Raw genomic sequence first — 21,359 nt, 5'->3', positions numbered from 1 at the left:
GTTGCAGACGCATTCGCGCCCAGCGCCGTGCTGTCATCGCCGTAGGCGACACTTTCGGTACCGATGGCGGTGCCACCGTCACCCCACGCCACACTGGCAAGGCCCAGCGCGGTTGACGCGGTCCCGTTGCCGATGCTGTCGTAGCCGATCGCCGTTGCACCGCGCTCATTTGCGACGCTGTAGCCGCCGACGGCAGTGCTCGAAGCTCCCAATGCCCTGCTGTCGGCACCGAGCGCGGTAGCGTGGATACCGCTGGCGCTGCTGTAGGCCCCCACCGCCGTGGCGTAGACGTCGCTGGCGCTGGCGTAGCTGCCAACGGCCGCGGCACCCGTCGCAGCGGCCTGACTGCTTGCACCGAATGCAATGCTTTCGTCGCCCGACACGTTGCTGGAGGCGCCCAGCGCAACGCTGTCGGTGCCGCTGGCGCTGCTCTGCGCACCGATTCCGATCGCGCGCTCACCGCCGCTCAAGGCGGTGTTGCCGATCGCCACGGAGCCGGTGCCACCGGCACCCGAACTGAACCCAAGCGCCACGCTACCCTCACCGTAAGCGGTGCTTTCCGCACCCACCGACGTGCTGAGATCGCCCCATCCCACGCTGGCAAACCCAAGCGCCGTGGATTCAAGCCCGTTGCCGATGCTTTCGAAACCGACCGCAGTCGCACCGCGGCCGAAGGCCACGCTGGTGCTGCCAAGTGCGGTGCCGTAGAAGCCCGACGCGGTGCTGTCTGCGCCCAGCGCAGTGGCATAACGGTCGCTGGCGATGCTGTTGAAACCCACCGCCGTGGCGTTGTTGAAGTTCGCAACTGCACCGCTGCCCACGGCAGTGGTGTTGATGTCCGATGCAATGCTGCTGGAACCCAGCGCAGTGCTGTAATCGGCAAGCGCCGACGCATTGGACCCTGCCGCGACGCTGTCCACGCCTTCGGCAACTGCAGCGCCCTCACCGGTGGCGACGAACGTGCGCGCGGTGGTGGAGGCGACATCGGAGACGGCGGTGAGCTGGCCGAGATTCACTGCATCGGTGGCTTCGGTACCGGCAGCAACGCTGGTGATCTGACGCTCTGCGCCGGCCGCGCCGACCGACACGGTGTCGGCGCGCGTGGCGACCGAATTGGCGCCCAGCGCCACCGAGTTGGCGCCGCGTGCGGTGCTGTAGTAGCCCAGCGCCGTGCTCAGCTCACCGCTGGCCCAGGATTCAGGACCGACCGCGGTTGCGCCTTCGCCCGGTGCGTAGGCGAAGTAGCCCACTGCCGTGGCTTCGGTGCCCGATGCCTCGCTCAACGTGCCGACAGCGGTGGTGTAGGTGCCCGATGCAATCGCACCGGCGCCGAGCGCAGTGGACGCGTCGCCGCTGGCCTGGGTCTGCACGAAGAAGCCCAGTCCGGGAATAAAATCCACCGGGCCGCCCACAGCCGTGCTGCTGGTGCCGCTGGCGCTGGTCTGGGTGCCGACGGCAGTGGCGTAATCGCCACCGGCGTTGGCCACTGCACCGAATGCCGATGCCTGCGCACCGGCGGCATACGCGCCGACGCCGAACGAGGACGCCGCGAAACCGTCGGCATTGGCGCTGGCGCCGACCGCAGTTCCGCCAACGCCGGCGCTGGTGGCGCCGGTGGTGACCGGCACACCGCCGTTGGTGATCAACGGCTGGCCATCTTCGTTGACCGCAGCACCGCCCACAGCCACGCTGGCCGGGCCATTGGCCTGCGCGTTATGGCCGAACGCTGCGCTGTTCTGGCCGGAGGCCAGTGCATTGGCGCCCACGGCGGTCGCGTTCTCGGCGGTGGCATTGGCGCCGGTGCCGAGCGCGGTGGTTGCGGTACCGATCGCATTGGCGGCATCGCCTGCGGCCAGTGCGCTATTGCCATCGACATAGGCGCCGACGCTGTCGTCGCCCGGGCTTGCCTTGAAGAACAGCGCGGTGTCTTCGGCCACATCGGCCACGTCGCGCAGCTGCGCCACATTGACCGCATCGGTGGCGTTGATGCCGGCACCGACGTTGGTGATGCGACGCGTTGCCGGGCCGCCGCGACCATTGCCGCTACCGACCGACACCACGTCGTCTTCGTGAGTACGTGAGCCTGCGCCCAGCGCCACCGAATTGACACCGGTGACGCCGGCATTGGCGCCCAGCGCCACGCCGTTTTCGCCTGCCTGGCGCACAAAACTGTTGTAGCCGATGGCCACGGCGTTTTCGCCGATGGCGTTGGTCTGGCGTCCGATCGCGCTGCTATTCACACCGCTGGCGCTGCTGTCGGCACCGGTAGCGACCGCGCCGGTGGCGCTGGCCGTGCTGCCGGCACCGATGGCGGTCGCCTTGGCGGCGGGTGCAGAGGCACCGCGGCCGACTTCGACCGATTGCGCGTTGGCGGGGAGTGGCGTGACGAATCCGGCGCCGCCGAGCGCCAGGGTGATGGCGGCGGCCAATGCCAGGCTTTGGCGGCGGTCGATGAGCGAGGCTGGAGCAACGGCTCCGGTGCTGTCACCGCTGGCCAATTCCGAGGCCACGGCCCACACACCCAATGACTTGTTCCAGACCTTGCGATAAATCCGATTCATCGACGCACTACTCCTGAGTTGTTGGGACTGGTTTTTGGCGAGCGCCCACCCTCGGAAGGCCTTTCGGCCACGCGATTACCCGTGGTTGTGCGCGCTATGGGCCTTGCGGCGATGGGCGGCTTGCGCCTGCACCGTGGATAGTCAAAAAGTGAACGCTACCCAACCATAGAACTGCGCGAAGTGTTAACAGTCGTCAAATCCGGCGTCAAGTTTTTGACAGAAAGCGAAGATAAGAGTGCTTTTCGTCACACTTCTGCTTGCTTTTATTAGATTTTTGATAATTCTTTGGAAAACAGCGACCTAGATCATGTCTCTCAAGACATTTCAAAGCTGAATAGCCATGTCTTTTGCAGACAAAAAAACCCGCTGGCGAGACGCCAAGGGGCTTGGTTGCGCAAAAACACACCAGGAGCAGGTCAGATGGCGGGTCAGCCCGCTGCGTGTCGGCCGCGGTTGTCCAGCAGGCTCGCCGCTAGCAGCGCCGGATCCATTTGCGCCAAGGAACTGACGACTGCGCCCTGCATCGATGCCAGACGTCGACTCATTGGCGCTCCAGCAGGCTCACGCCGTCGAAGATGGCGCCATCACGTTTGAGCACGTAGGCACCTGCGCGCGGCGCGGTGAAGCGCACTGCCTGGCTGGTGCTGCTGCGCATGGAGGCGTTGTCGTTGTCGTTGTCGTTGTCGTCGGCGCTGGGCACGCGGCCCAGTGCGCCATACAGCGACGCCTGCCCGCTGCTACCGACGCTGAGAAAGCTCAGTCCCTGGCCTGCGGACGCCTGGAGCGTGAACACATCCGCCTCCCCGGCCGCAATGGACACGCCGCGCTGGATCGTGCCGTTTTGCAGGACTTGGGCATCCTGCCTGCAGTTCAGATCATCGGCGTCGCAACCCCGCAGCGCACGTGTCACCGCCGGCGCCGACTATTGCCGTCATGAGCGCGTCGACCGCCTTGGCACCGCCACCGATCGCGTTGGACACAACACCGGCGGCCTCGGTGGCTTGCTCGTTGATGCCGACAACAAGGCCGAACGCGTCGTAGTCGTGCACCGTTGCAACCCCGCTAACCACCGCTGCAGATGTGCCGATCGCCATCGCATTTGTACCCCACCGCGGTCGCATCGCGCGCCAATGCCGGGCTGCCCGCTCCCAGCGCGCTGGCGCCATCGGCAAGCGCATTGCTTGCCGCCCACAGGGCAATGGCATCGTGCGCGTCGACGAATGGAAGCACGTCGGTGTCGTCTTCGGCCGGCATTGCCGCGCTGGACAAGCGCGTCGGCTCCACTGCACTGGCAACCGAACCCGTCGACGCGTCAACGACAGCCGGTCACTGCGCACACAGACGTTAGCCATCGACGACGCTGTACGGCATCGTCGGACTACGCGCCTGCGCCATTGCGGTGAATGTGATGGCACTGCCCACCAGCACTACGCAGATGGCAGCGACCAGGCCGCGGCACACAGGCAGACGGCCCCGCGCCGGCATGTTCGAGATAATCGAATAATGCATCGCCTTACCGGAGGGCGGCCACCCTCGGCATTTTCGATACTCTTCATTTAACACTTACTTTTCAGCATTTCCGGGCGTTTGATAACCGACCACCGCACTCCTGATTTGCGTGCGTCACACCAAGGTTTTATCGAGCGCAGCAGCTCCCCTTCACCGAGATTTACCTTGAAAAATAAGCGCCGCCGAGTGCGTGACAGACGTCCCACTTACACTAAAGACGTAATTCTAGATGATTTTATTGAACACCCGAATAACTAAATACGGAGCGCATCACGTACGCAAGAAACCTTTGATGCGAATAACTAGCAACTCTCAAATTTACTTCAAGAAAACGTTATTGTCTTTACGAAACCTAGCCGCGACTGCACAGCCAAGGGCGCGACACCGTGTCGATCGCCGAGTTGCTGCACAGCACGCAGGCCGCATTGTCGCAACGCACTGCCGGGGACACATGGTTGGACCGACCCGTACGCGCCAGCAGCCGGCAAGAACGCACGGGTTACACGCCTCTTTCAGCGACAGCATCGCCGCACCACTGCATGGCGATGCGCGATGCAACCCAATCCATCCAGACCATCGCGCAGCCACCTTGCGGCACGGTGGCATCAGACCGGGGGCACAAACGAAAACGGCCGTGTGCATCGCTGCACACGGCCGTCAGGGAAACGCGTGACGCGCGCTTAGCGCACGCGGCTCCGGATCACCTCACTCAACCGCACCACACCCGCGCATTACGGAACATCCGCAACCACGGCGAGTCGTCGCCCCAGTCGGCCGGATACCAACTCAGGTTTGCCGTGCGCGGCGTGCGCTCGGGATGCGGCATCAGGATGGTGGCGCGGCCATCGGTGCTGGTCAGCCCGGTGATGCCATCCGGCGACCCGTTCGGGTTGAGCGGGTACTGCGATGCCACCGCGCCGTTGCCATCGATGAAACGCAGCGCCACGCGTGCGGCGGCCTGGTCCACGGCAGTCTCGAACTCCGCACGGCCTTCGCCATGCGCCACCGCCACCGGAATCCGCGAGCCTGCCATGCCGCGCAGAAAGATCGACGGCGACTCCACCACTTCCAGCAGCGCGGTGCGCGCTTCGAACTGCTCGCTGCGATTACGCAGGAAACGCGGCCAATGCCCGGCACCGGGAATGATGTCCTTGAGCTGGCTGAGCATCTGGCAGCCGTTGCACACACCCAGCGCGAACGTATCGCTACGTGCGAAAAACGCGGCAAACGCATCGCGCAACGCGGTGCGCTCCAGGATCGAGGTGGCCCAGCCGCGGCCGGCGCCCAGCACGTCGCCGTAGCTGAAACCGCCACAGGCGGCGAAGCCGGAAAATTGCGCCAGATCCACGCGCCCTTCGATCAGGTCGCTCATGTGCACATCGAATGCACTGAACCCGGCGCGCTCGAAGTTGTAGGCCATTTCGATCTGCCCATTGACGCCCTGCTCGCGCAGGATCGCCACCTTGGGCCGCGCGCCGGTCGCCACGAACGGCGCGGCCACATCCTCGGACGGGTCGAACACCAACGTGGGACGCAACCCGGGCGCCTGGAAATCGCGCGCCAGCGCGCGCTCTTCGTCGGCACTGTCGGGGTTGTCGCGCAGCTTCTGCATGGCGTGGGTCACCGACCACCACGCATCGAACAACTCCTCCCAACGCCATTCCGCCAGCACCCGCCCCTGCCCGCTTACCCGCACGCGCGGTGCGCCGGTGGGACGCGCGATACGCTGCGCGCACTCGGTCAGTGCATGGCGTTCGACCAGATCGGCAAACGCAGCGCGATCTTCGCTGGCGATCTGCACCACCGCACCGAGTTCTTCATTGAACAAGCTACGGAACGCGTCGTCGCCCCACGCATCCAGCGTGATATCCAGGCCCTGGCGCGAGGCAAACGCCATCTCGCACAGCGCCGCAAACGCACCGCCATCGCTGCGATCGTGATACGCCAGCAACAGCCCGCTTTCGCGCGCATCGCGGATCAATTCAAAGAAACTGCGCAGCCGTTGTGCGTCCTCCAGATCCGGCACGTCGCCGCCGAACGCCGGCAAGGCCGCATCGTCGGCATACACCTGCGCCAGCACCGACCCACCCAAACGCTGCTTGCCGCCGCCCAGCCCGATCAACCACAGCTCGCTTTCTTCGTCGTTGCGCAACAACGGCGTCAGCTGCGTCCGCACATCGCCGACCGGCGCGAAGGCGCTGATGATCAGCGACACAGGTGAAACGCTTTTCAGCGTTTCACCGGGAATCGGGAATCGGGAATCGGGAATGGAAGAAGCGGAGGGCTCTGGCAGTTCACCATTCCCAATTCCCGATTCCCCATTCCCGGCAACCCACTGCGCCTGCATCGACAGCGAGTCCTTGCCCACCGGCACGCTCAGCTCCAGCGCCGGGCAAAGTTCCATGCCGATCGCACGTACCGCGTCGTACAACAGCGCGTCTTCGCCAGCGTGGCCGGCGGCGGCCATCCAGTTGGCCGACAGCTTGATGCTGTCCAGCGACTGCACCGGAGCGGCGCACAGATTGGTGATCGCTTCGCCCACCGCCATGCGTGCGGACGCGGCGGCGTTCAACAGCGCCAGCGGCGTGCGCTCGCCGATCGACATCGCCTCGCCGGAAAACGTCTCGAACCCTGCCAGGGTGATCGCGCAGTCAGCCAGCGGCAGCTGCCACGGGCCGATCATCTGTTCGCGCGCGGTCAAGCCACCCACGCTGCGGTCGCCGATGGTGACCAGAAAACTCTTGGACGCCACCGTGGGATGCGCCAGCACCCGCAACCCGGCCTGCTGCAGATCCAGCGTCGCCGTCTGCAACACCGGCCACTGGGGCGCCGGCGGATGCACCGCATCGCGATGCATCTTCGGCGCCTTGCCGAACAGCACGTCCATGGGGAGGTCGATCGGGAGCTGGGAATCGGGATTGGGGAATCGGGAATGGTTTGAAGCAGCAGCATCGGCAACCGACGCGGCGCCGTTGCCATTCCCGATTCCCGATTCCCCATTGCCGGCGTCAAGGACGCCGTATCCCACCACCAGCCGCTCTTCGGCGGTGGCGACGCCGACGGCGGCGAACGGGCAGCGTTCGCGGGCGCAGATGGCGGCAAATTCCTGCAGACGCGCCTGCGGCACGCCCAGCACGTAGCGTTCCTGGGATTCGTTGCACCACAGTTCCAGCGGCGACAACGACGGGTCGTCGCTGAGCACGCGGCCCAGGTCGATGATGCCGCCCACGCCGGAGTCATGCAGCAGCTCGGGAATCGCGTTCGACAGTCCGCCTGCACCCACGTCGTGGAACCAGCGGATCGGGTTGTCGATGCCCAGCGCCACGCAGCGGTCGATGACCTCCTGGCAGCGGCGCTCCATCTCCGGGTTCTCGCGCTGCACGCTGGCAAAATCCAGCGCCTCGGCGCTGTCGCCGGCGGCCACCGAACTGGCCGCACCGCCGCCCAGGCCGATCAGCATCGCCGGGCCGCCCAGCACGATCACCGCATCGCCCGGCTGCAGGCGCAGCTTTTCGACCTGATTGCGATCGATCGCGCCCAGGCCGCCGGCCAGCATGATCGGCTTGTCGTAGGCGCGGGTCAGGCCCGGGCCTTCGGCCAGTTCGAAGCTGCGGAAATACCCGAGCAGATTCGGCCGGCCGAATTCGTTGTTGAACGCGGCGCCGCCCAGCGGGCCGTCGAGCATGATGTCCAGGGCCGGAGCCATACGCGGGTTCAGCGCGCGCGGCGCTTCCCACGGCTGCGGCAGGGTCGGAATACGCAGGTGCGACACCGTGAAACCGGTCAGGCCGGCCTTGGGCTTGCCGCCGCGCCCGGTGGCGCCTTCGTCGCGGATCTCGCCACCGGCACCGGTGGCCGCACCAGGAAACGGCGCGATCGCGGTCGGGTGATTATGCGTTTCCACCTTGATGGCGAATGCCGACGGCAGCACCGCTTCGCTGCGGTACTGGCCGGTGACCGGATCCGGGCGATAGCGCGCGGCCGGCACGCCTTCCACCACCGCCGCATTGTCGCTATAGGCCGACAAGGTGTGTTGCGGGGTCTGCTGGTGGGTGTGCTTGATCATGCGGAACAGCGAGCGTTCCTGCGGCTTGCCGTCGATGGTCCAGCTGGCGTTGAAGATCTTGTGCCGGCAGTGCTCGGAATTGGCCTGCGCAAACATCATCAGCTCGACATCGGCCGGGTCGCGCCCCAGTTCGGCGAAGCGCTCGCGCAGGTAGTCGATCTCGTCCTGCGCCAGGGCCAGGCCGAGGTCGCGGTTGGCCTGCTCCAGCCCATCCAGCGGCACGCGCCGCAGATGGCCCGGGTCGGGCACGTTGAACAGCGCCTCGGCGGCGGCGGCCGAGCCGAGCAGCGATTGCGTCATCGGGTCGTGCAGCAGCTTGGCCACGGCGCCCCTGGTAGCTGCGTCGTCCGGCCAACCGACCAGATCGATGCGGGTGCCGCGCTCTACGCGCTGGATCGGCTGCCCGGCGCCGCGCACCAGCTCGGTGGCCTTGCTCGACCACGGCGACAGCGTGCCCAGACGCGGCACCACGTAATGCGAGGACGCCTGTTCGTCGCGCGGCGCGGGGTCCGCTTCGGCCTGCAGGATGCGCTGCAAGGTGGCCTGATCGGGCGACTGCCCGGCCTCGGCGCGGATGAAATACACGTGCCAGGCGCCGGTAATGCGCAGCGCGGGGACGAGGGTTTGCAGGCGGGTTTCGAGCCGAGCGCGGCGGAACGGCGAAAGGGCGGAAGCGCCCTCGAGGACCATCATGTCCGGGGAACCGTGTCAGAAACGGGGCCGATCATTGTAGCGGAGGTTGGTCGGTGCGGGCCGGGATTGGGGATTGGGGATTGGGGATTGGGGGTCGGGGGTCGGGGGTCGGGGGTCGGGGTCGGGGTCGGGGTCGGGGTCGGGGTCGGGGTCGGGGTCGGGGTCGGGTAGTTGGTAGTTGGGAGTCGGCTTCCAGGCTGGATGCTTGACTGGCATCGCTCCAGTCAGCAACTGACCACTGTCTTTTTCCGCACGGCAATGCCCCTAAAACGACGAAGGGCCGGATGCCTGCGCATCCAGCCCTTCCTCAACCGTGTCCTGTCGTTGCGACGCGCCTTACCGGCGCGCCACCACTGCCAGACTCACATATTCCAGCTTAGCGGCTGCCACCGGCGGTGGTGACGGCGCGCTTTTCCAATGCTTCGCGCAGCTGCGCCGGCGGCAGGTAGCCACCCAGCTGGGTGCCATCTGGCGCAAAGATCGCCGGGGTGCCGTTGACGCCAAGACGCTGACCCAGTGTGTATTCCATCGACACCGGGTTCTTGCAGTCCTTGGCATTGACCGGCTGGCCCGACTTGGCCGCCGTCAAGGCCTGCTTGCGGTCGGCCGCGCACCACACGGCGATCATTTCCTTGTGGTCCTGGCTGCCCAGGCCCATGCGCGGGAAGGCCAGATATTCGACCGCGATGCCCTGCTTGTTGAGCTCGCCGATCTCGCTGTGCAGCTTGCGGCAGTAGCCGCATTCCACGTCAGTGAACACGGTGACGGTGTACTTGGGGTTGGCCGGTGCGAACACGATGCGGTCGGCCTTGGGCACGGTGTCCAGCTGCTTGCGGCGGTACGCCAGCAAGCCCGGGCTAGCGGCAAACTGCTTGTTCTGGATGTCGAACGGCTGCGCCTGGATCAGGTAACGGCCGTCATCGCTGACGTACAGCACCTGCCCACCGACTACCACCTCACGGAACCCGGGGAACGGCGCGGCGCCGATGTAATCCGGCTTGAAGTCCGGATCCAGTGCCTTGAGGGCGGCGCCGACGCGCTGATCCACATTGCCAGTCGCGGCGGCGGGGGCCGCAGCGGCTGGCTTGGCGCCGGCGGTGCTTGCCGCAGGCTGCGACGATTGTGCGCAGGCGGTAAGGCTGAGCGCGCCCAGCAGCGCGGCGATAGCAAGACGATACATTCACGCATCCAGTGGAATCGGGGTGACTGGATTCTCGCACAGGGCGGATGAAGCCAGGCAGCGGCCGCGACAGTTTGTTCGTTCGCCGGCCGGTGGGTTCGTGGCGCCTCCAGTGCAGACGAGCGGATTGTTGCGCTTGGCACTGCCACGTCAGCGTTTGGCGCATTGAAGCTTGCCTAGGTGCGGCGGGATTTACCGGCCAAAAGCCGTCGCGCCCGGGTGCGCTCCTACGTGTGTGATCCATGGCGCTGCGAGGTCAGACGTAGGGCTTTGTTACGCCTGGTGCTGCCAAGGCAGCGCTTGGAGAGCACCGGAGCGGGATTGGGTGCGGCGGGTTTTCCCGGCCAACGGCCTCGCGCCCGGGTGCGCTCCTACGTGCGTGACGCATGCAGCAGCGATGTCAGACGTAACGGCAGGGCAGGCGCTGGCGATAGGTGGCCGATCACCAACGTGGCGCATCGCAATGTGCGCGGCACGCTCTATGCTGTGGCGATGTCAGCCAGCAGTCCTGCCGAACGTCGCCAACTCACCCAACAGCTGCCGCCGGTGCAGGCGGCCGATGCCGCCGCCATCGAGCGCTTTCTGGATCGCTTGTGGGCCGAACAAGGTGTGGCGCGGCAGACACTGGATAGTTACCGACGCGATCTGGAGGGCTTGGCGCGATGGCGCGATGGTGCCGGCGGCGGCTTGCTGGGTATCGATCGTTCGGTGTTGTTCGATTACCTGCGCTGGCGGACCGAGGCCAGATATTCGCCGCGCAGCAATGCCCGGCTGTTGTCGACCTTGCGCGCCTTCTACGGCCTGTGCCTGCGCGATGGCGTGCGCAGCGATGACCCCACCGCCCTGCTCGATCCACCCCGATTGCCGCGCTCGCTGCCCAAGGCGCTGACCGAAACCCAGATCGAGGCCTTGCTGGCGGCGCCGGATATCCAGACACCGCTTGGCCTGCGCGACCGCGCCATGCTCGAGTTGATGTACGCCGCCGGGCTGCGTGTCAGCGAGTTAGTCAATCTGCCGGCGGTGGGCGTCAATCTGCGCCAGGGCGTGCTGCGCGTGACCGGCAAGGGCAGCAAGGAACGCCTGGTGCCGCTGGGCGAAGAGTCGCAGCATTGGCTGGAGCGCTATCTGCACGAGGCGCGCCCGTTGCTGGCCGATCACAAAGCCGTGGCGGCGGTGGACGGCCAGGTGCCGCTGTTCATCGATGCGGCACGCCAGCCGCCCAGCCGTCAGCACTTCTGGGCCTTGGTCAAACGCTATGCGGCGGTGGCCGGCATCGACCCCGCAACGGTCAGCCCGCACGGCCTGCGGCACAGTTTTGCGACCCACCTGCTCAACCACGGCGCAGACCTGCGCGCGCTGCAGATGCTGCTGGGCCACAGCTCGCTGTCGACCACCCAGATCTACACGCTGGTGGCCAGGCAGCACCTGCAGAAGCTGCATGCCACGCATCACCCGCGCGGTTAGCGATTTGCGAAAGACACATTACGGGCGCCAATTTCATCTGCGCACCTAACCAGCGTAGGAGCGCACCTGGGCGCGACGCAGCAGTCGAGAAGCCCACCGCGCCCAAGCGCGCCCCGAAACCCAAGCGCGACGTGGTAAAGCAAGACGCTCCAATCCGGACATCTATTGTTTGAGAACTTCGACCGCGCTACCAACAGCGTCCAAGCCAACTCCAAACCCCGGCCGCAACCGCTCTGCCGTTACCACAGCCAGCATCGGCCGCCGCGTGTTCGATACGCCGTGCTGCTGGGCATCAAGATGCCGCGGCTGGATGGGCTAGACAGTATTACTGCAACGCGGCGTTGCTGGATCGCTGGCGCCAGCTATGCTCGCGCCATGACGTCGATCGCCGCATCCGATTCCCCACGGCCAGCCGCCTTGCTGCACTGGCGGCTGCTGTCCATGTGCTACGACGCCTGGCCGGTGCTGGCGCTGTGGATGCTGATTTCCGCTGGCTTCACGCTCGGCTTTACCCTGGCCGGGCATCCGGCACGCGAAAACATCGAACCGTTCAGTGGCTGGCAGTGGCTGCTCTGGCTGTGCTGCTGGGCCGCCGCCGGCGGGTACGCCACGGTGAGCTGGCGACGCGGCGGCCAGACCCTGGGCATGCGTCCTTGGCGGCTACGGTTGGTCGGCCCGCAAGCCTCCTGGCGTGCACTGTGGATCCGCTATGCGGTAGGCACGCTATCGTTGGCCCTGGGCGGACTCGGATTCTGGTGGGCGTTGGTCGATCGCGATCGGCTGACCTGGCACGACCGCGCAAGCGCAACCAGATTGCAGCGAATGGTCAGACCCAAAGCCTAAAAGCTACGGCGCACACCACCATGCTGGCGCGGCCTGTGCTTGGTGTGGCATGGACCACTCCTACGCTCAGGGTCTGACTGCGCCCGTCCGCACCCACCTAAGCATTCTCGCTACGCTTTCCTAGCAATTCCGATGTCAGCGGGCACAGCGTGGTACCGAATGTCACACGCAGCGTCATGGCATAACGCCTCATTCGCAGGGCACGATGATCACGCAACTGACACCAGGCCACTGCGATGTTTTGAGCCACTAGCCTGATAGTTGGATGTGGAGTAGGCGGCGGCCGACCGGACTGTGCGAGTCCTGCTAATCGCGGTCGCATTACAGCCGCATGGACGGCGCAAGAGTGTGAATCTCAGTGTCCGCGCTCATCCTTTTTGGATGCGCCCTTCGAAATCGCGCGATAATCTCTGAAGGTGTTCTCCAGCACGCTACCGAACAGGTAAAGCGCCAGGAGCATGGGCGCTACCATCAGCACATAGGCCACAGCCCAGGGTAGCTCGAAAGGCAAGCGCGTCAGGCCCAGAGCGTCCGCAATCATCATCTGCGACATCACTGGCAGTTGCTGCCATACCAGCTGGGTCTTGTAGTTGACCTCCGGATCGTGCGCCAACCGCAGACAGAACGCGGTCAGCGCCGCATACGGCACGCACATCGCCAATCCGGTCAGACTCAGCCGGCGCACCTCAACTACTACGCCGCCGGAACAACCACGCCGACACGCCCAGCATCACCATCGGGGGCAGTGCGTAGGCGATGCGGTAATCCAGCTTGAGCGCGCCCGCCATACGGCCGAAGAACAGCTGCAGCAGCCAGAAGCCGAGGGCGAACAAGATGCCCAAAAACAGGCGCTTTCCCAGGCCGCCGCTACGCAGCGAACCGAACGAGAACGGAATCGCCGCCATGCATAACGCCAACACGTTGAGCGGGTAGAACCAGCGGCTCCAGTACTGATCTTCGTAATCGCGCGCGTCCAGTCCGTTGCGGCGACGGTATTCGATGCTCTGCTCCAGCTCGTGCGCCGAGAGATTGCGCGGCTTGGCCAATCCAGCCGCCAGCGCGGCAGGACTTAGTTGCGATTGCCATGGCAGTTCGGGGAAGGTTTCGCGCTGCACCGAACGTTCCTGGAAGGTATCGCGACGCACCTGGCGCAAGGTCCAACGGCCATCGCGGTGCTCGGCCACGGAGGCGTAAGTCAGCTGTTGCAGCCTGCCGTTGGCATCCAGGTGATACAGCCGCACATCGTGCAGATCGAGTGCGGTGCCGCCGCCGTCGAGCAGCTTTTCTTCGCCGCTGAGCGCATTGAGGAAGGTGTCGCCTTCGCGTGCCCACAGGCCCGAATAGCGCGAGGACGCCATGCTGTTGTTGTAGCGGGCACTGGCCTTGAGGCTGTCGGCCTGGTTCTGCGCCCATGGCCCAACGGTTTCGCCGCTGATCACCATGCTCGCGGTCAACAGCGCCATCGCTGCCACCACCGAGGCGGACATGCGCTTGCGCGACACGCCCAGCGCGCGCAAGGCGGTCAATTCGGATGTGGCCGCCAGCTGCCCCAGGCCCATCAGCGCGCCGATCACTGCGGCGGTGGGGAACAAGGTGTAAGCGCGACGCGGCACGGTGTAGGCCACAAAGGCCACCGCGTGACCGAAGCTGTAGCTGCCCTGGCCGATGTTCTTGGCCTCGCTGGCGAAGGCATTGACCAGGTCCAGACCCAGCAGCACCGCCCAGGTCAGCAGCACGGTGAACAACACCACGCGACCGACGTACCAATCATGGACCCGCGGGGTCAGCCTCATGCGTTCGCCCTCGGCCGACGCACGCGGCCATCGCGTGCATACGCCCAGACCGCCACCGCCAGCAGCGGCAGCGTCAGCCACCACAAGCCCAGCGCAGCCGGGGTCTTGCCGTTGGCGATCCACTGGGTGCCGACGATCATCAGATTGGTGCCCACCATGTAGGCCAGGAACGCCAGCATGATCCGGCCGTAGCGCTGCTGCCGTGGCGCGCTGCGCGACAGCGGCAGGGTCAGCAACGCGAAGGCCAGCGCCAGCAAGGGCGGCGCCAGGCGCTCGTGCAACTGCGCACGCGCAGCCGGACGCTCATCGGACAGCAGCTGCGTGGTCCACATCACTTCCGGGTCGTTGGCGTCGTGGGTCCGGGTGCGGTCGGGCAAGGCCACGTCGTTGCTGGCGAACTTCATCAAGCGGTAGTCCAGGGTGTCGCCGGCGGCCGGGCCTTCGATGCGATAGCCGTCCTCCAGACGCAGGTAACGGTCGGTCTTGCCTTCGAAGAACATCGCGCCGCGCTGGGCAGTGACCACATCGATGCGGTCGTCCTTCTGGCGCTGCATGAAGACCTTGCCCAGGCCCTTGCCATCGGCGGAGATGGTGGTCAGGTAGACCACGCCACCGCCGGACAGCGGGGTGAACTTGCCCGACTCCAGGCCGGCCATCAGCACGCTGCGGTTGGCGTCTTCCAGCATGGTTTCGGCGGTACGGCTGGCCCAGGGACCCAGCCACAGCGAGCACAGCCCGATGATGATCACCACCGGCACCACCAGCATCAGCATGGGCCGCAACATGCGCTTGGGGCCGACGCCAATGGCGGTAATCACCGCCATTTCTGAATCGCGGTACAGCCGCGCCAGCGCCAATAACAGGCCCAGCATCAACGCCAGCGGCAGGATGATCGGCAGATAGGCCACGAATTGCAGGCCCACCTGAGACAGCAGCAAGCGCGCTGGGATGCGGCCATCGGCGATATTGCCGAGGATATCCACCAGCACACCGCCGACGCTGACGACCAGCAGCACGATCAAGGTGGCCAGGAAGCTCTGGGTGAAATCGCTAAGCAGATATCGATCGAGCTTCGGCATAGGGTGGGCTTGTTTTAAACTCTCGGATTCGTTCGCGGCGCCGCCAGCCTAATCAGGTTGGCGTAAACAGTCCGCGATTGTACGGATTTGCCTACGGAATCTGATCAATGGCCCTGCAATTCACCCTGAACCAAGACGCGCCGGCAAGCGCCGCCGTCGACTGCATCGTGGTTGGCGTGTTCGCCGACAAGACCCTGTCGCCCGCCGCGCAGGCGCTGGACAGCGCCAGCCAGGGCCGCCTGACGGCCCTGGTGACACGCGGCGACGTGGTTGCCAAGACCGGCAGCACCACCCTGGTCCACGACCTGCCCGGCGTAACCGCACCGCGCGTGTTGGTGGTCGGGCTGGGCGAGACCGCCAAGTTCGGCGTGGCGCCTTACCTCAAGGCCATCGGCGATGCGACCCGCGCGCTGAAGACCGGCGCCGTCGGCACCGCCCTGCTCACCCTCACCGAACTGCCGGTCAAGGCCCGCGACAGCGCATGGAATATCCGCCAGGCAGTCATCGTCAGCGACCATGCGGCGTATCGCTACACCGCCACGCTGGGCAAAAAGAAGGTCGACGAGACCGGCCTGACCACGCTTGCGATCGCCGGCGACGACGCCCGCGCGCTGGCGGTGGGCATTGCGACCGCCGAGGGCGTGGAGTTCGCCCGCGAGCTGGGCAATCTGCCGCCGAACTACTGCACCCCGTCCTACCTGGCCGACACCGCGGCCGCATTTGCCGGCAAGTACGCCGGTGCCGAAGCCGAGATCCTGGACGAGGCGCAGATGGAAGCGCTGGGCATGGGCTCGCTGCTGTCGGTGGCACGCGGCTCGGCCAACCGCCCGCGCCTGATCGTGCTGAAGTGGAATGGCGGCGGCGACGCGCGCCCGTATGTGCTGGTCGGCAAGGGCATCACCTTCGATACCGGCGGCGTCAATCTCAAGACGCAGGGCGGCATCGAGGAAATGAAGTACGACATGTGCGGTGGCGCCAACGTCATCGGCACCTTCGTGGCCACGGTCAAGGCCGAGCTGCCGATCAATCTGGTGGTGGTGGTGCCGGCGGTGGAAAACGCCATCGACGGCAATGCCTATCGTCCGTCGGACGTGATCACCAGCATGTCCGGCAAGACCATCGAAGTGGGCAATACCGATGCCGAAGGCCGCCTGATCCTGTGCGATGCGCTGACCTACGCCGAGCGCTTCAATCCCGAAGCGCTGGTGGACGTGGCCACGCTGACCGGCGCCTGCATGGTGGCCCTGGGCCACCAGACTGCCGGCCTGATGAGCAAGCACGACGACCTGGCCAACGAACTGCTGGCCGCTGGCGAACACGTGTTCGACCGCGCCTGGCGCTTGCCCTTGTGGGACGAGTACCAGGGTCTGCTGGATTCCACCTTTGCCGACGTCTACAACATCGGCGGTCGCTGGGGCGGCGCGATCACCGCGGGCTGCTTTCTGTCGCGCTTCACCGAAAACCAGCGCTGGGCGCATCTGGACATCGCCGGCGTGGCCAGTGACGAAGGCAAGCGCGGCATGGCCACCGGTCGCCCGGTCGGTCTGTTGACGCAGTGGTTGCTGGATCGCGCGGCCTGATGTCGCCGCGCGCCGCGCTGGCCCTGATCGCCGGGTTCACCCTGGCGGACGGGGCCACCTGCGCGCTGCCCGGCTGGACCGGCACTGGCAGCGATCTGTTGCGGTTTGCGCTATTGCTGGCGCTGATCTTTGTCTGGCTGGCGGCCGACAGCCGCCGGCAGGGCTTTCACCGCCCGACGTGGATCAACATCGGGATGGTGCTGGCCTGGCTGGTGTTCATCCCCATCTATCTGTATCGCTCGCGGCCGGTGGGCCGGCGCCTGCGCGCAATGGGCGGGTTCGTGCTGGCGATACTGGCCTCCGGCCTGCTGTTCATGCTCGGCGTGTTTATCGCTGAATCCGTTTTCCCTTACGTTTCGTGACCTTCCCATGCCCCGTGCCGATTTCTACCTGATCGCCAAACCGCGCTTCCTCGACGAACCGCTGCGGCTGGTCTGCGAGCTGGCGCGCAAGGCCAACGACGCCAACCTGTCCACACTGATCCTCGCGCGCGATGCCGCACAGGCCGAGGCGCTGGATGACCTGTTGTGGGCGTTCGACGACGAAGCCTATGTGCCGCACCAGATCGCCGGCACCGATGAGGAAGACGAACTGACGCCGGTGCTGATCGCCACGCCGGAGTTCGCCGCGCCCTCGCGCCCGCTGGTGATCAACCTGCGCGACGACCCGTACCTGGGCGCCTGCGACCGCGTGCTGGAAGTGGTGCCCGCCGACCCCGCCGCCCGCGAACCGCTGCGCGAACGCTGGAAACAGTACAAGGCCCTGGGCCTGGAACTGACCAAATACGATATGTGAGTGGGGCGGGGATTGGAGAGTGGGGATTGGTAAAAGCGGATTTTTCGCGCATCCCAATGCTGCACCCAACGACGAATCCCGAATCGCCGATCTTCGCTCCACAACACCACCGCCGACGTTGATGAGTGGATTGCCAGTGATTCTCGCCGGCCCCATGACGCAACCAATCCCGAATCCCGAATCAACGAATCCCCGCCCCACTATGACCACCCTCGCCTCCAGCTACGAACCCTCTTCCTTCGAATCGCGCCTGTACGCGCAGTGGGAGGCGGCCGGTTACTTCGTGCCGTCCGGCAAGGGCGAGCCGTACACCGTGTTGCTGCCGCCGCCCAATGTCACCGGCACGCTGCACATGGGCCACGCGTTTCAGCAGACGCTGATGGATGCGCTGGTGCGCTATCACCGCATGCGCGGCTTCGACACGCTGTGGCAGGTGGGCACTGACCACGCCGGCATCGCCACCGAGATGGTGGTGTCGCGCAATCTGGCGCTGGAAGGCAACGGCGAAACGCGCGACTCGCTCGGGCGCGACGGCTTCATCGCCAAGGTGTGGGAATGGAAGGCTGAATCCGGCGACATCATCGAGCGCCAGATGCGTCGCCTGGGCACGTCCAGCGATTGGTCGCGCAGCACCTTCACCATGGACCCGCAACCGTCGGCAGCAGTCAACGAAGCCTTCGTGCGCTGGTACGAGCAGGGCCTGATCTATCGCGGCCAGCGGCTGGTCAACTGGGACCCGGTGCTGAAGACCGCCATCTCCGACCTGGAAGTGGAAAACGTCGAAGAAGACGGTTTTTTGTGGTCGATCCGCTACCCGCTGGCCGATGGCGTGACCTACGAACACGTCGAGCACGATGCCGACGGCAATGAGACCCTGCGCGAAACCCGCGATTACTTGGTGGTGGCCACCACGCGTCCGGAAACCATGCTGGGCGACACCGCGGCGATGGTGCACCCGGACGATACGCGCTACGCAACACTGCACAACGCGCGCATCGTGCTGCCACTGACCGGCCGGCAAGTGCCGGTGATCACCGACGATTATGTCGACCGCGCCTTCGGTACCGGCGTGGTCAAGGTCACGCCTGCGCATGATTTCAACGATTACCAGGTGGGTGTGCGCCACGACTTGCCGTTGATCAATCTGTTCACCGTCACCGCCACCATCAACGACAACGCACCGGAGCGCTACCGCGGCCTTGATCGCTACGACGCACGCAAGCTGGTGTTGTCGGAGCTGGAAGAGTTGGGCCTGTTAGTCGAAACCAAGCCACACAAACTGCAGGTGCCACGTGGCGACCGCACCGGTCAGGTGATCGAGCCGTATCTCACCGACCAGTGGTTCGTGAAGATGGATGCGCTGGCCAAGCGTGGCCTGGAGCTGGTCGAAAGCGGCCAGATCAAATTCGTGCCACCGAACTGGATCAACACCTATCGCCACTGGATGGAGAACATCCAGGATTGGTGCATCAGCCGTCAGCTGTGGTGGGGGCATCGCATTCCGGCGTGGTTCGACGACGCAGGCAAGTGCTATGTCGGCCACGACGAAACCGAGGTGCGTGCTAGACACGGCTTGGGCGCAGAGATCGCGTTGCATCAGGACAGCGATGTGCTGGAAACATGGTTCTCCTCGCAACTGTGGCCATTCTCCACGCTGGGCTGGCCGGATGCCGATGCGATGGCCGAGCGCGGTTTCGAGCGCTATCTGCCCTCTAGCGTGCTGGTCACAGGCTTCGACATCATCTTCTTCTGGGTGGCGCGCATGATCATGGCCACCGATAGCTTCACCGGGCAGGTGCCGTTCCGTGATGTCTACATCACCGGCCTGATCCGCGATGCGCAGGGCCAGAAGATGTCCAAGTCCAAGGGCAATGTGCTCGACCCGCTGGACATCATCGACGGCATCAGCATCGAGGACCTGGTCGCCAAGCGCACCAGCGGGCTGATGCAACCGCGGATGGCCGAGAAGATCGAAAAAGCCACGCGTCGCGAATTCCCGGACGGCATCATCGCCCACGGCGCCGACGCGCTGCGCTTCACCATCGCCGCACTCGCCACCCATGGTCGTGACATCAAGTTCGACCTGGGCCGCGCCGAGGGTTACAAGAATTTCTGCAACAAGCTGTGGAACGCCACGCGCTTTGTCCTGATGAACACTGAAGGCGCGCGCTTTGCCGGTGTGCCGCAACCGCGTACCGAAGCGGAGAAGTGGATTCTCGCGCGGCTGGACAAGGTCACTGCGGAAACGCATGCGCATTACGCCAACTACCGCTTCGACCTGCTGACGCAGTCGTTGTACGAATTCGCCTGGAATGCTTTCTGCGATTGGTTCGTGGAGCTGGCAAAGCCTGCGCTCAACGGTGCCGTGCAGGACAACGACGCTGCCGCCAGCACGCGCCACACCCTGCTGTACGTGCTCGAATCGCTGCTGCGCCTGCTGCACCCGCTCACCCCGTTCGTCACCGAAGAGCTGTGGCAACAGGTCGCTCCGCGCCTGGGCATCACCACCGCGACGATCTCCCTGCAGGCGTTCCCGCAAGTCGGCGACGTGGACACCAGCAGCTACGCCAGCGCAGACGCCGATGTCGAATGGTTGAAGTCGATGGTGTCGGCCTTGCGCCGCGTGCGCAGCGAGTTGAACGTGCCGCCCTCAAAGCAGGTGCAGCTGCTACTGCAGGCAGGCACCGCCGACGACCGCACGCGCGTATCGCGCTTCGCATCGCAGCTGGCGTTCTTGCTCAAGCTCGAAGCCATCGACTGGCTGGACGCGGGCCAGGACACCCCGCCGGCCGCTGCCGCCATCGTGGGCGAACTCACCCTGCTGGTGCCGCTGGAAGGCCTGGTCGACATGGAGGCCGAGCGCACCCGCCTGGACAAGGAGATCAAGCGCGTGGAAAGCGAGATCGGCAAGTGCAACGGCAAACTCGGCAATGCCACCTTCGTGCAGAACGCACCGGCGGCGGTCGTCGAGCAAGAGCGTGCGCGCTTGAACGATTGGACTGTGCAATTGACGGGTCTGCGGGAACAACGCGCCAAGATCTGACGCAGCGGAACGTCTAGATGCCCTGCAGCTGCACGGTCACGCACCGTGCAAACGGCCGCCGATTCGACAGCAGCACCTAACCGTGCGCGGCGCGTATCGCTCAGATCGATGGAATCATGCACTGCTTCAATGGTGCACACCGACCATCGTGACGGGCCCTTGCCCGCTCACTGTCGCGGGACCTTTGGCGGCATGGATGCCGCCAAAGAGCTTACATGGACGTACTTGCAGCGTGTCCCGCGATGGTGGGCGGGCAAGGGCCCTGCAGCGAACCCGCAGCTCAATCGTCGTAGCCTTGGCTCACTCGCATCCTCCAGCTGACATGAGCGCGGCTCACAGTGTCGGCACGGCATGCTCCAGCTAGTCGGAGGTGCGATGCCCTCACCGCTTACGGGACACGCCGTGAATCCGTCCATGGAGGCTCCGTAGCGGCATCCATGCCGCCACAGGGTCCCGCAAGCGGCAAGGACACCGCACCATGACGTTGGTCGGCACTTGGACGAGGAGCAGTTGCTGCGAGGTCGTGCCGGTGGCTGCTGCGGGTTGCTGCGTTATCGCGATCGATTGTGGGCGCAGACCTTAGAGATAGAGCTAAAACGCCTCCTGGGTGCGCATAGCGACGTTCTGCAGCGCTCCCCCATGCGCACCGACCTGCACGGCTGGCCCTTGCCCGCTCACCGTCGCGGGACCTTTGGCGGCATGGATGCCGCCAAAGAGCTTACATGGACGTACTTGCAGCGTGTCCCGCGATGG

General features: G+C 65.4%; 14 protein-coding genes and 1 pseudogene. 6 read left to right on the top strand and 9 right to left on the bottom strand.

The genetic code is table 11. The features are described from left to right. Positions 1-2 precede the first annotated feature (2 nt). The 6 genes and pseudogenes from ABQU90_RS22725 to ABQU90_RS00050 all read right to left on the bottom strand — a co-directional run. Positions 3-2,561: pseudogene (locus ABQU90_RS22725) on the bottom strand (ESPR-type extended signal peptide-containing protein); the annotation flags it as partial. A 541-nt stretch (positions 2,562-3,102) separates the two neighbouring features. After that, positions 3,103-3,354, bottom strand: coding sequence for a hypothetical protein (locus ABQU90_RS00070; RefSeq protein WP_407078730.1), 252 nt, complete (start codon positions 3,352-3,354; stop codon positions 3,103-3,105). A gap of 82 nt (positions 3,355-3,436) precedes the next feature. Next, the gene (locus tag ABQU90_RS00065) at positions 3,437-3,610 is read right to left on the bottom strand and encodes a hypothetical protein (RefSeq protein ID WP_323521601.1); all 174 of its coding nucleotides are present in this window, start codon (positions 3,608-3,610) and stop codon (positions 3,437-3,439) included. Positions 3,611-3,623: 13 nt separating this feature from the next. Next, entirely contained in the window at positions 3,624-3,830 is a 207-nt protein-coding gene (locus tag ABQU90_RS00060; protein WP_323521599.1) for a hypothetical protein, read from the bottom strand. A gap of 949 nt (positions 3,831-4,779) precedes the next feature. Then, the gene (gene purL, locus ABQU90_RS00055) at positions 4,780-8,829 is read right to left on the bottom strand and encodes a phosphoribosylformylglycinamidine synthase (RefSeq protein WP_323521598.1); all 4,050 of its coding nucleotides are present in this window, start codon (positions 8,827-8,829) and stop codon (positions 4,780-4,782) included. A gap of 376 nt (positions 8,830-9,205) precedes the next feature. Further along, on the bottom strand, positions 9,206-10,009 hold the full coding sequence (locus ABQU90_RS00050) for a DsbC family protein (protein WP_115512561.1): 804 nt from the start codon (positions 10,007-10,009) through the stop codon (positions 9,206-9,208). Positions 10,010-10,501: 492 nt separating this feature from the next. Between ABQU90_RS00050 and xerD the strand changes: the two genes are divergently transcribed. Both xerD and ABQU90_RS00040 read left to right on the top strand, forming a co-directional pair. Further along, positions 10,502-11,473: a site-specific tyrosine recombinase XerD gene (gene xerD, locus ABQU90_RS00045; protein WP_055851414.1), complete on the top strand. Its 972-nt coding sequence runs from the start codon at positions 10,502-10,504 to the stop codon at positions 11,471-11,473. A 375-nt stretch (positions 11,474-11,848) separates the two neighbouring features. Continuing rightward, positions 11,849-12,316, top strand: a complete 468-nt coding sequence (locus ABQU90_RS00040) for an RDD family protein (RefSeq protein ID WP_323521597.1) — start codon at positions 11,849-11,851, stop codon at positions 12,314-12,316. A 355-nt stretch (positions 12,317-12,671) separates the two neighbouring features. Here the strand turns inward: ABQU90_RS00040 and ABQU90_RS00035 are convergent, their stop codons facing one another. The 3 genes from ABQU90_RS00035 to lptF are packed head-to-tail and all read right to left on the bottom strand — an operon-like array spanning position 12,672 to position 15,188. After that, positions 12,672-12,971: a hypothetical protein gene (locus ABQU90_RS00035; RefSeq protein WP_323521596.1), complete on the bottom strand. Its 300-nt coding sequence runs from the start codon at positions 12,969-12,971 to the stop codon at positions 12,672-12,674. A gap of 31 nt (positions 12,972-13,002) precedes the next feature. Then, positions 13,003-14,109: an LPS export ABC transporter permease LptG gene (gene lptG, locus ABQU90_RS00030; protein ID WP_115561269.1), complete on the bottom strand. Its 1,107-nt coding sequence runs from the start codon at positions 14,107-14,109 to the stop codon at positions 13,003-13,005. Then, on the bottom strand, positions 14,106-15,188 hold the full coding sequence (gene lptF, locus ABQU90_RS00025) for an LPS export ABC transporter permease LptF (protein WP_115512564.1): 1,083 nt from the start codon (positions 15,186-15,188) through the stop codon (positions 14,106-14,108). The genes lptG and lptF overlap by 4 nt, the downstream gene beginning before the upstream one ends. 107 nt (positions 15,189-15,295) lie before the next feature. Here lptF and ABQU90_RS00020 point away from each other — a divergent pair, with 107 nt between their 5' ends. From ABQU90_RS00020 to ABQU90_RS00005, 4 genes are all read left to right on the top strand, one after another. Then, positions 15,296-16,768, top strand: coding sequence for a leucyl aminopeptidase (locus ABQU90_RS00020; RefSeq protein WP_323521595.1), 1,473 nt, complete (start codon positions 15,296-15,298; stop codon positions 16,766-16,768). Continuing rightward, positions 16,768-17,130: a hypothetical protein gene (locus tag ABQU90_RS00015; protein WP_323521594.1), complete on the top strand. Its 363-nt coding sequence runs from the start codon at positions 16,768-16,770 to the stop codon at positions 17,128-17,130. The genes ABQU90_RS00020 and ABQU90_RS00015 overlap by 1 nt, the downstream gene beginning before the upstream one ends. A gap of 7 nt (positions 17,131-17,137) precedes the next feature. Next, a complete protein-coding gene (locus ABQU90_RS00010; RefSeq protein WP_323521593.1) occupies positions 17,138-17,563 on the top strand; it encodes a DNA polymerase III subunit chi in 426 nt (141 codons plus the stop codon). A gap of 202 nt (positions 17,564-17,765) precedes the next feature. After that, positions 17,766-20,606, top strand: a complete 2,841-nt coding sequence (locus ABQU90_RS00005; protein WP_323521591.1) for a valine--tRNA ligase — start codon at positions 17,766-17,768, stop codon at positions 20,604-20,606. Positions 20,607-21,359 lie beyond the last annotated feature (753 nt).

It is taken from the genome of Xanthomonas sp. WHRI 10207 (genome assembly GCF_040202975.1).
GTDB lineage: Bacteria > Pseudomonadota > Gammaproteobacteria > Xanthomonadales > Xanthomonadaceae > Xanthomonas.
This window is presented reverse-complemented; position numbering and strand designations above follow the sequence as displayed.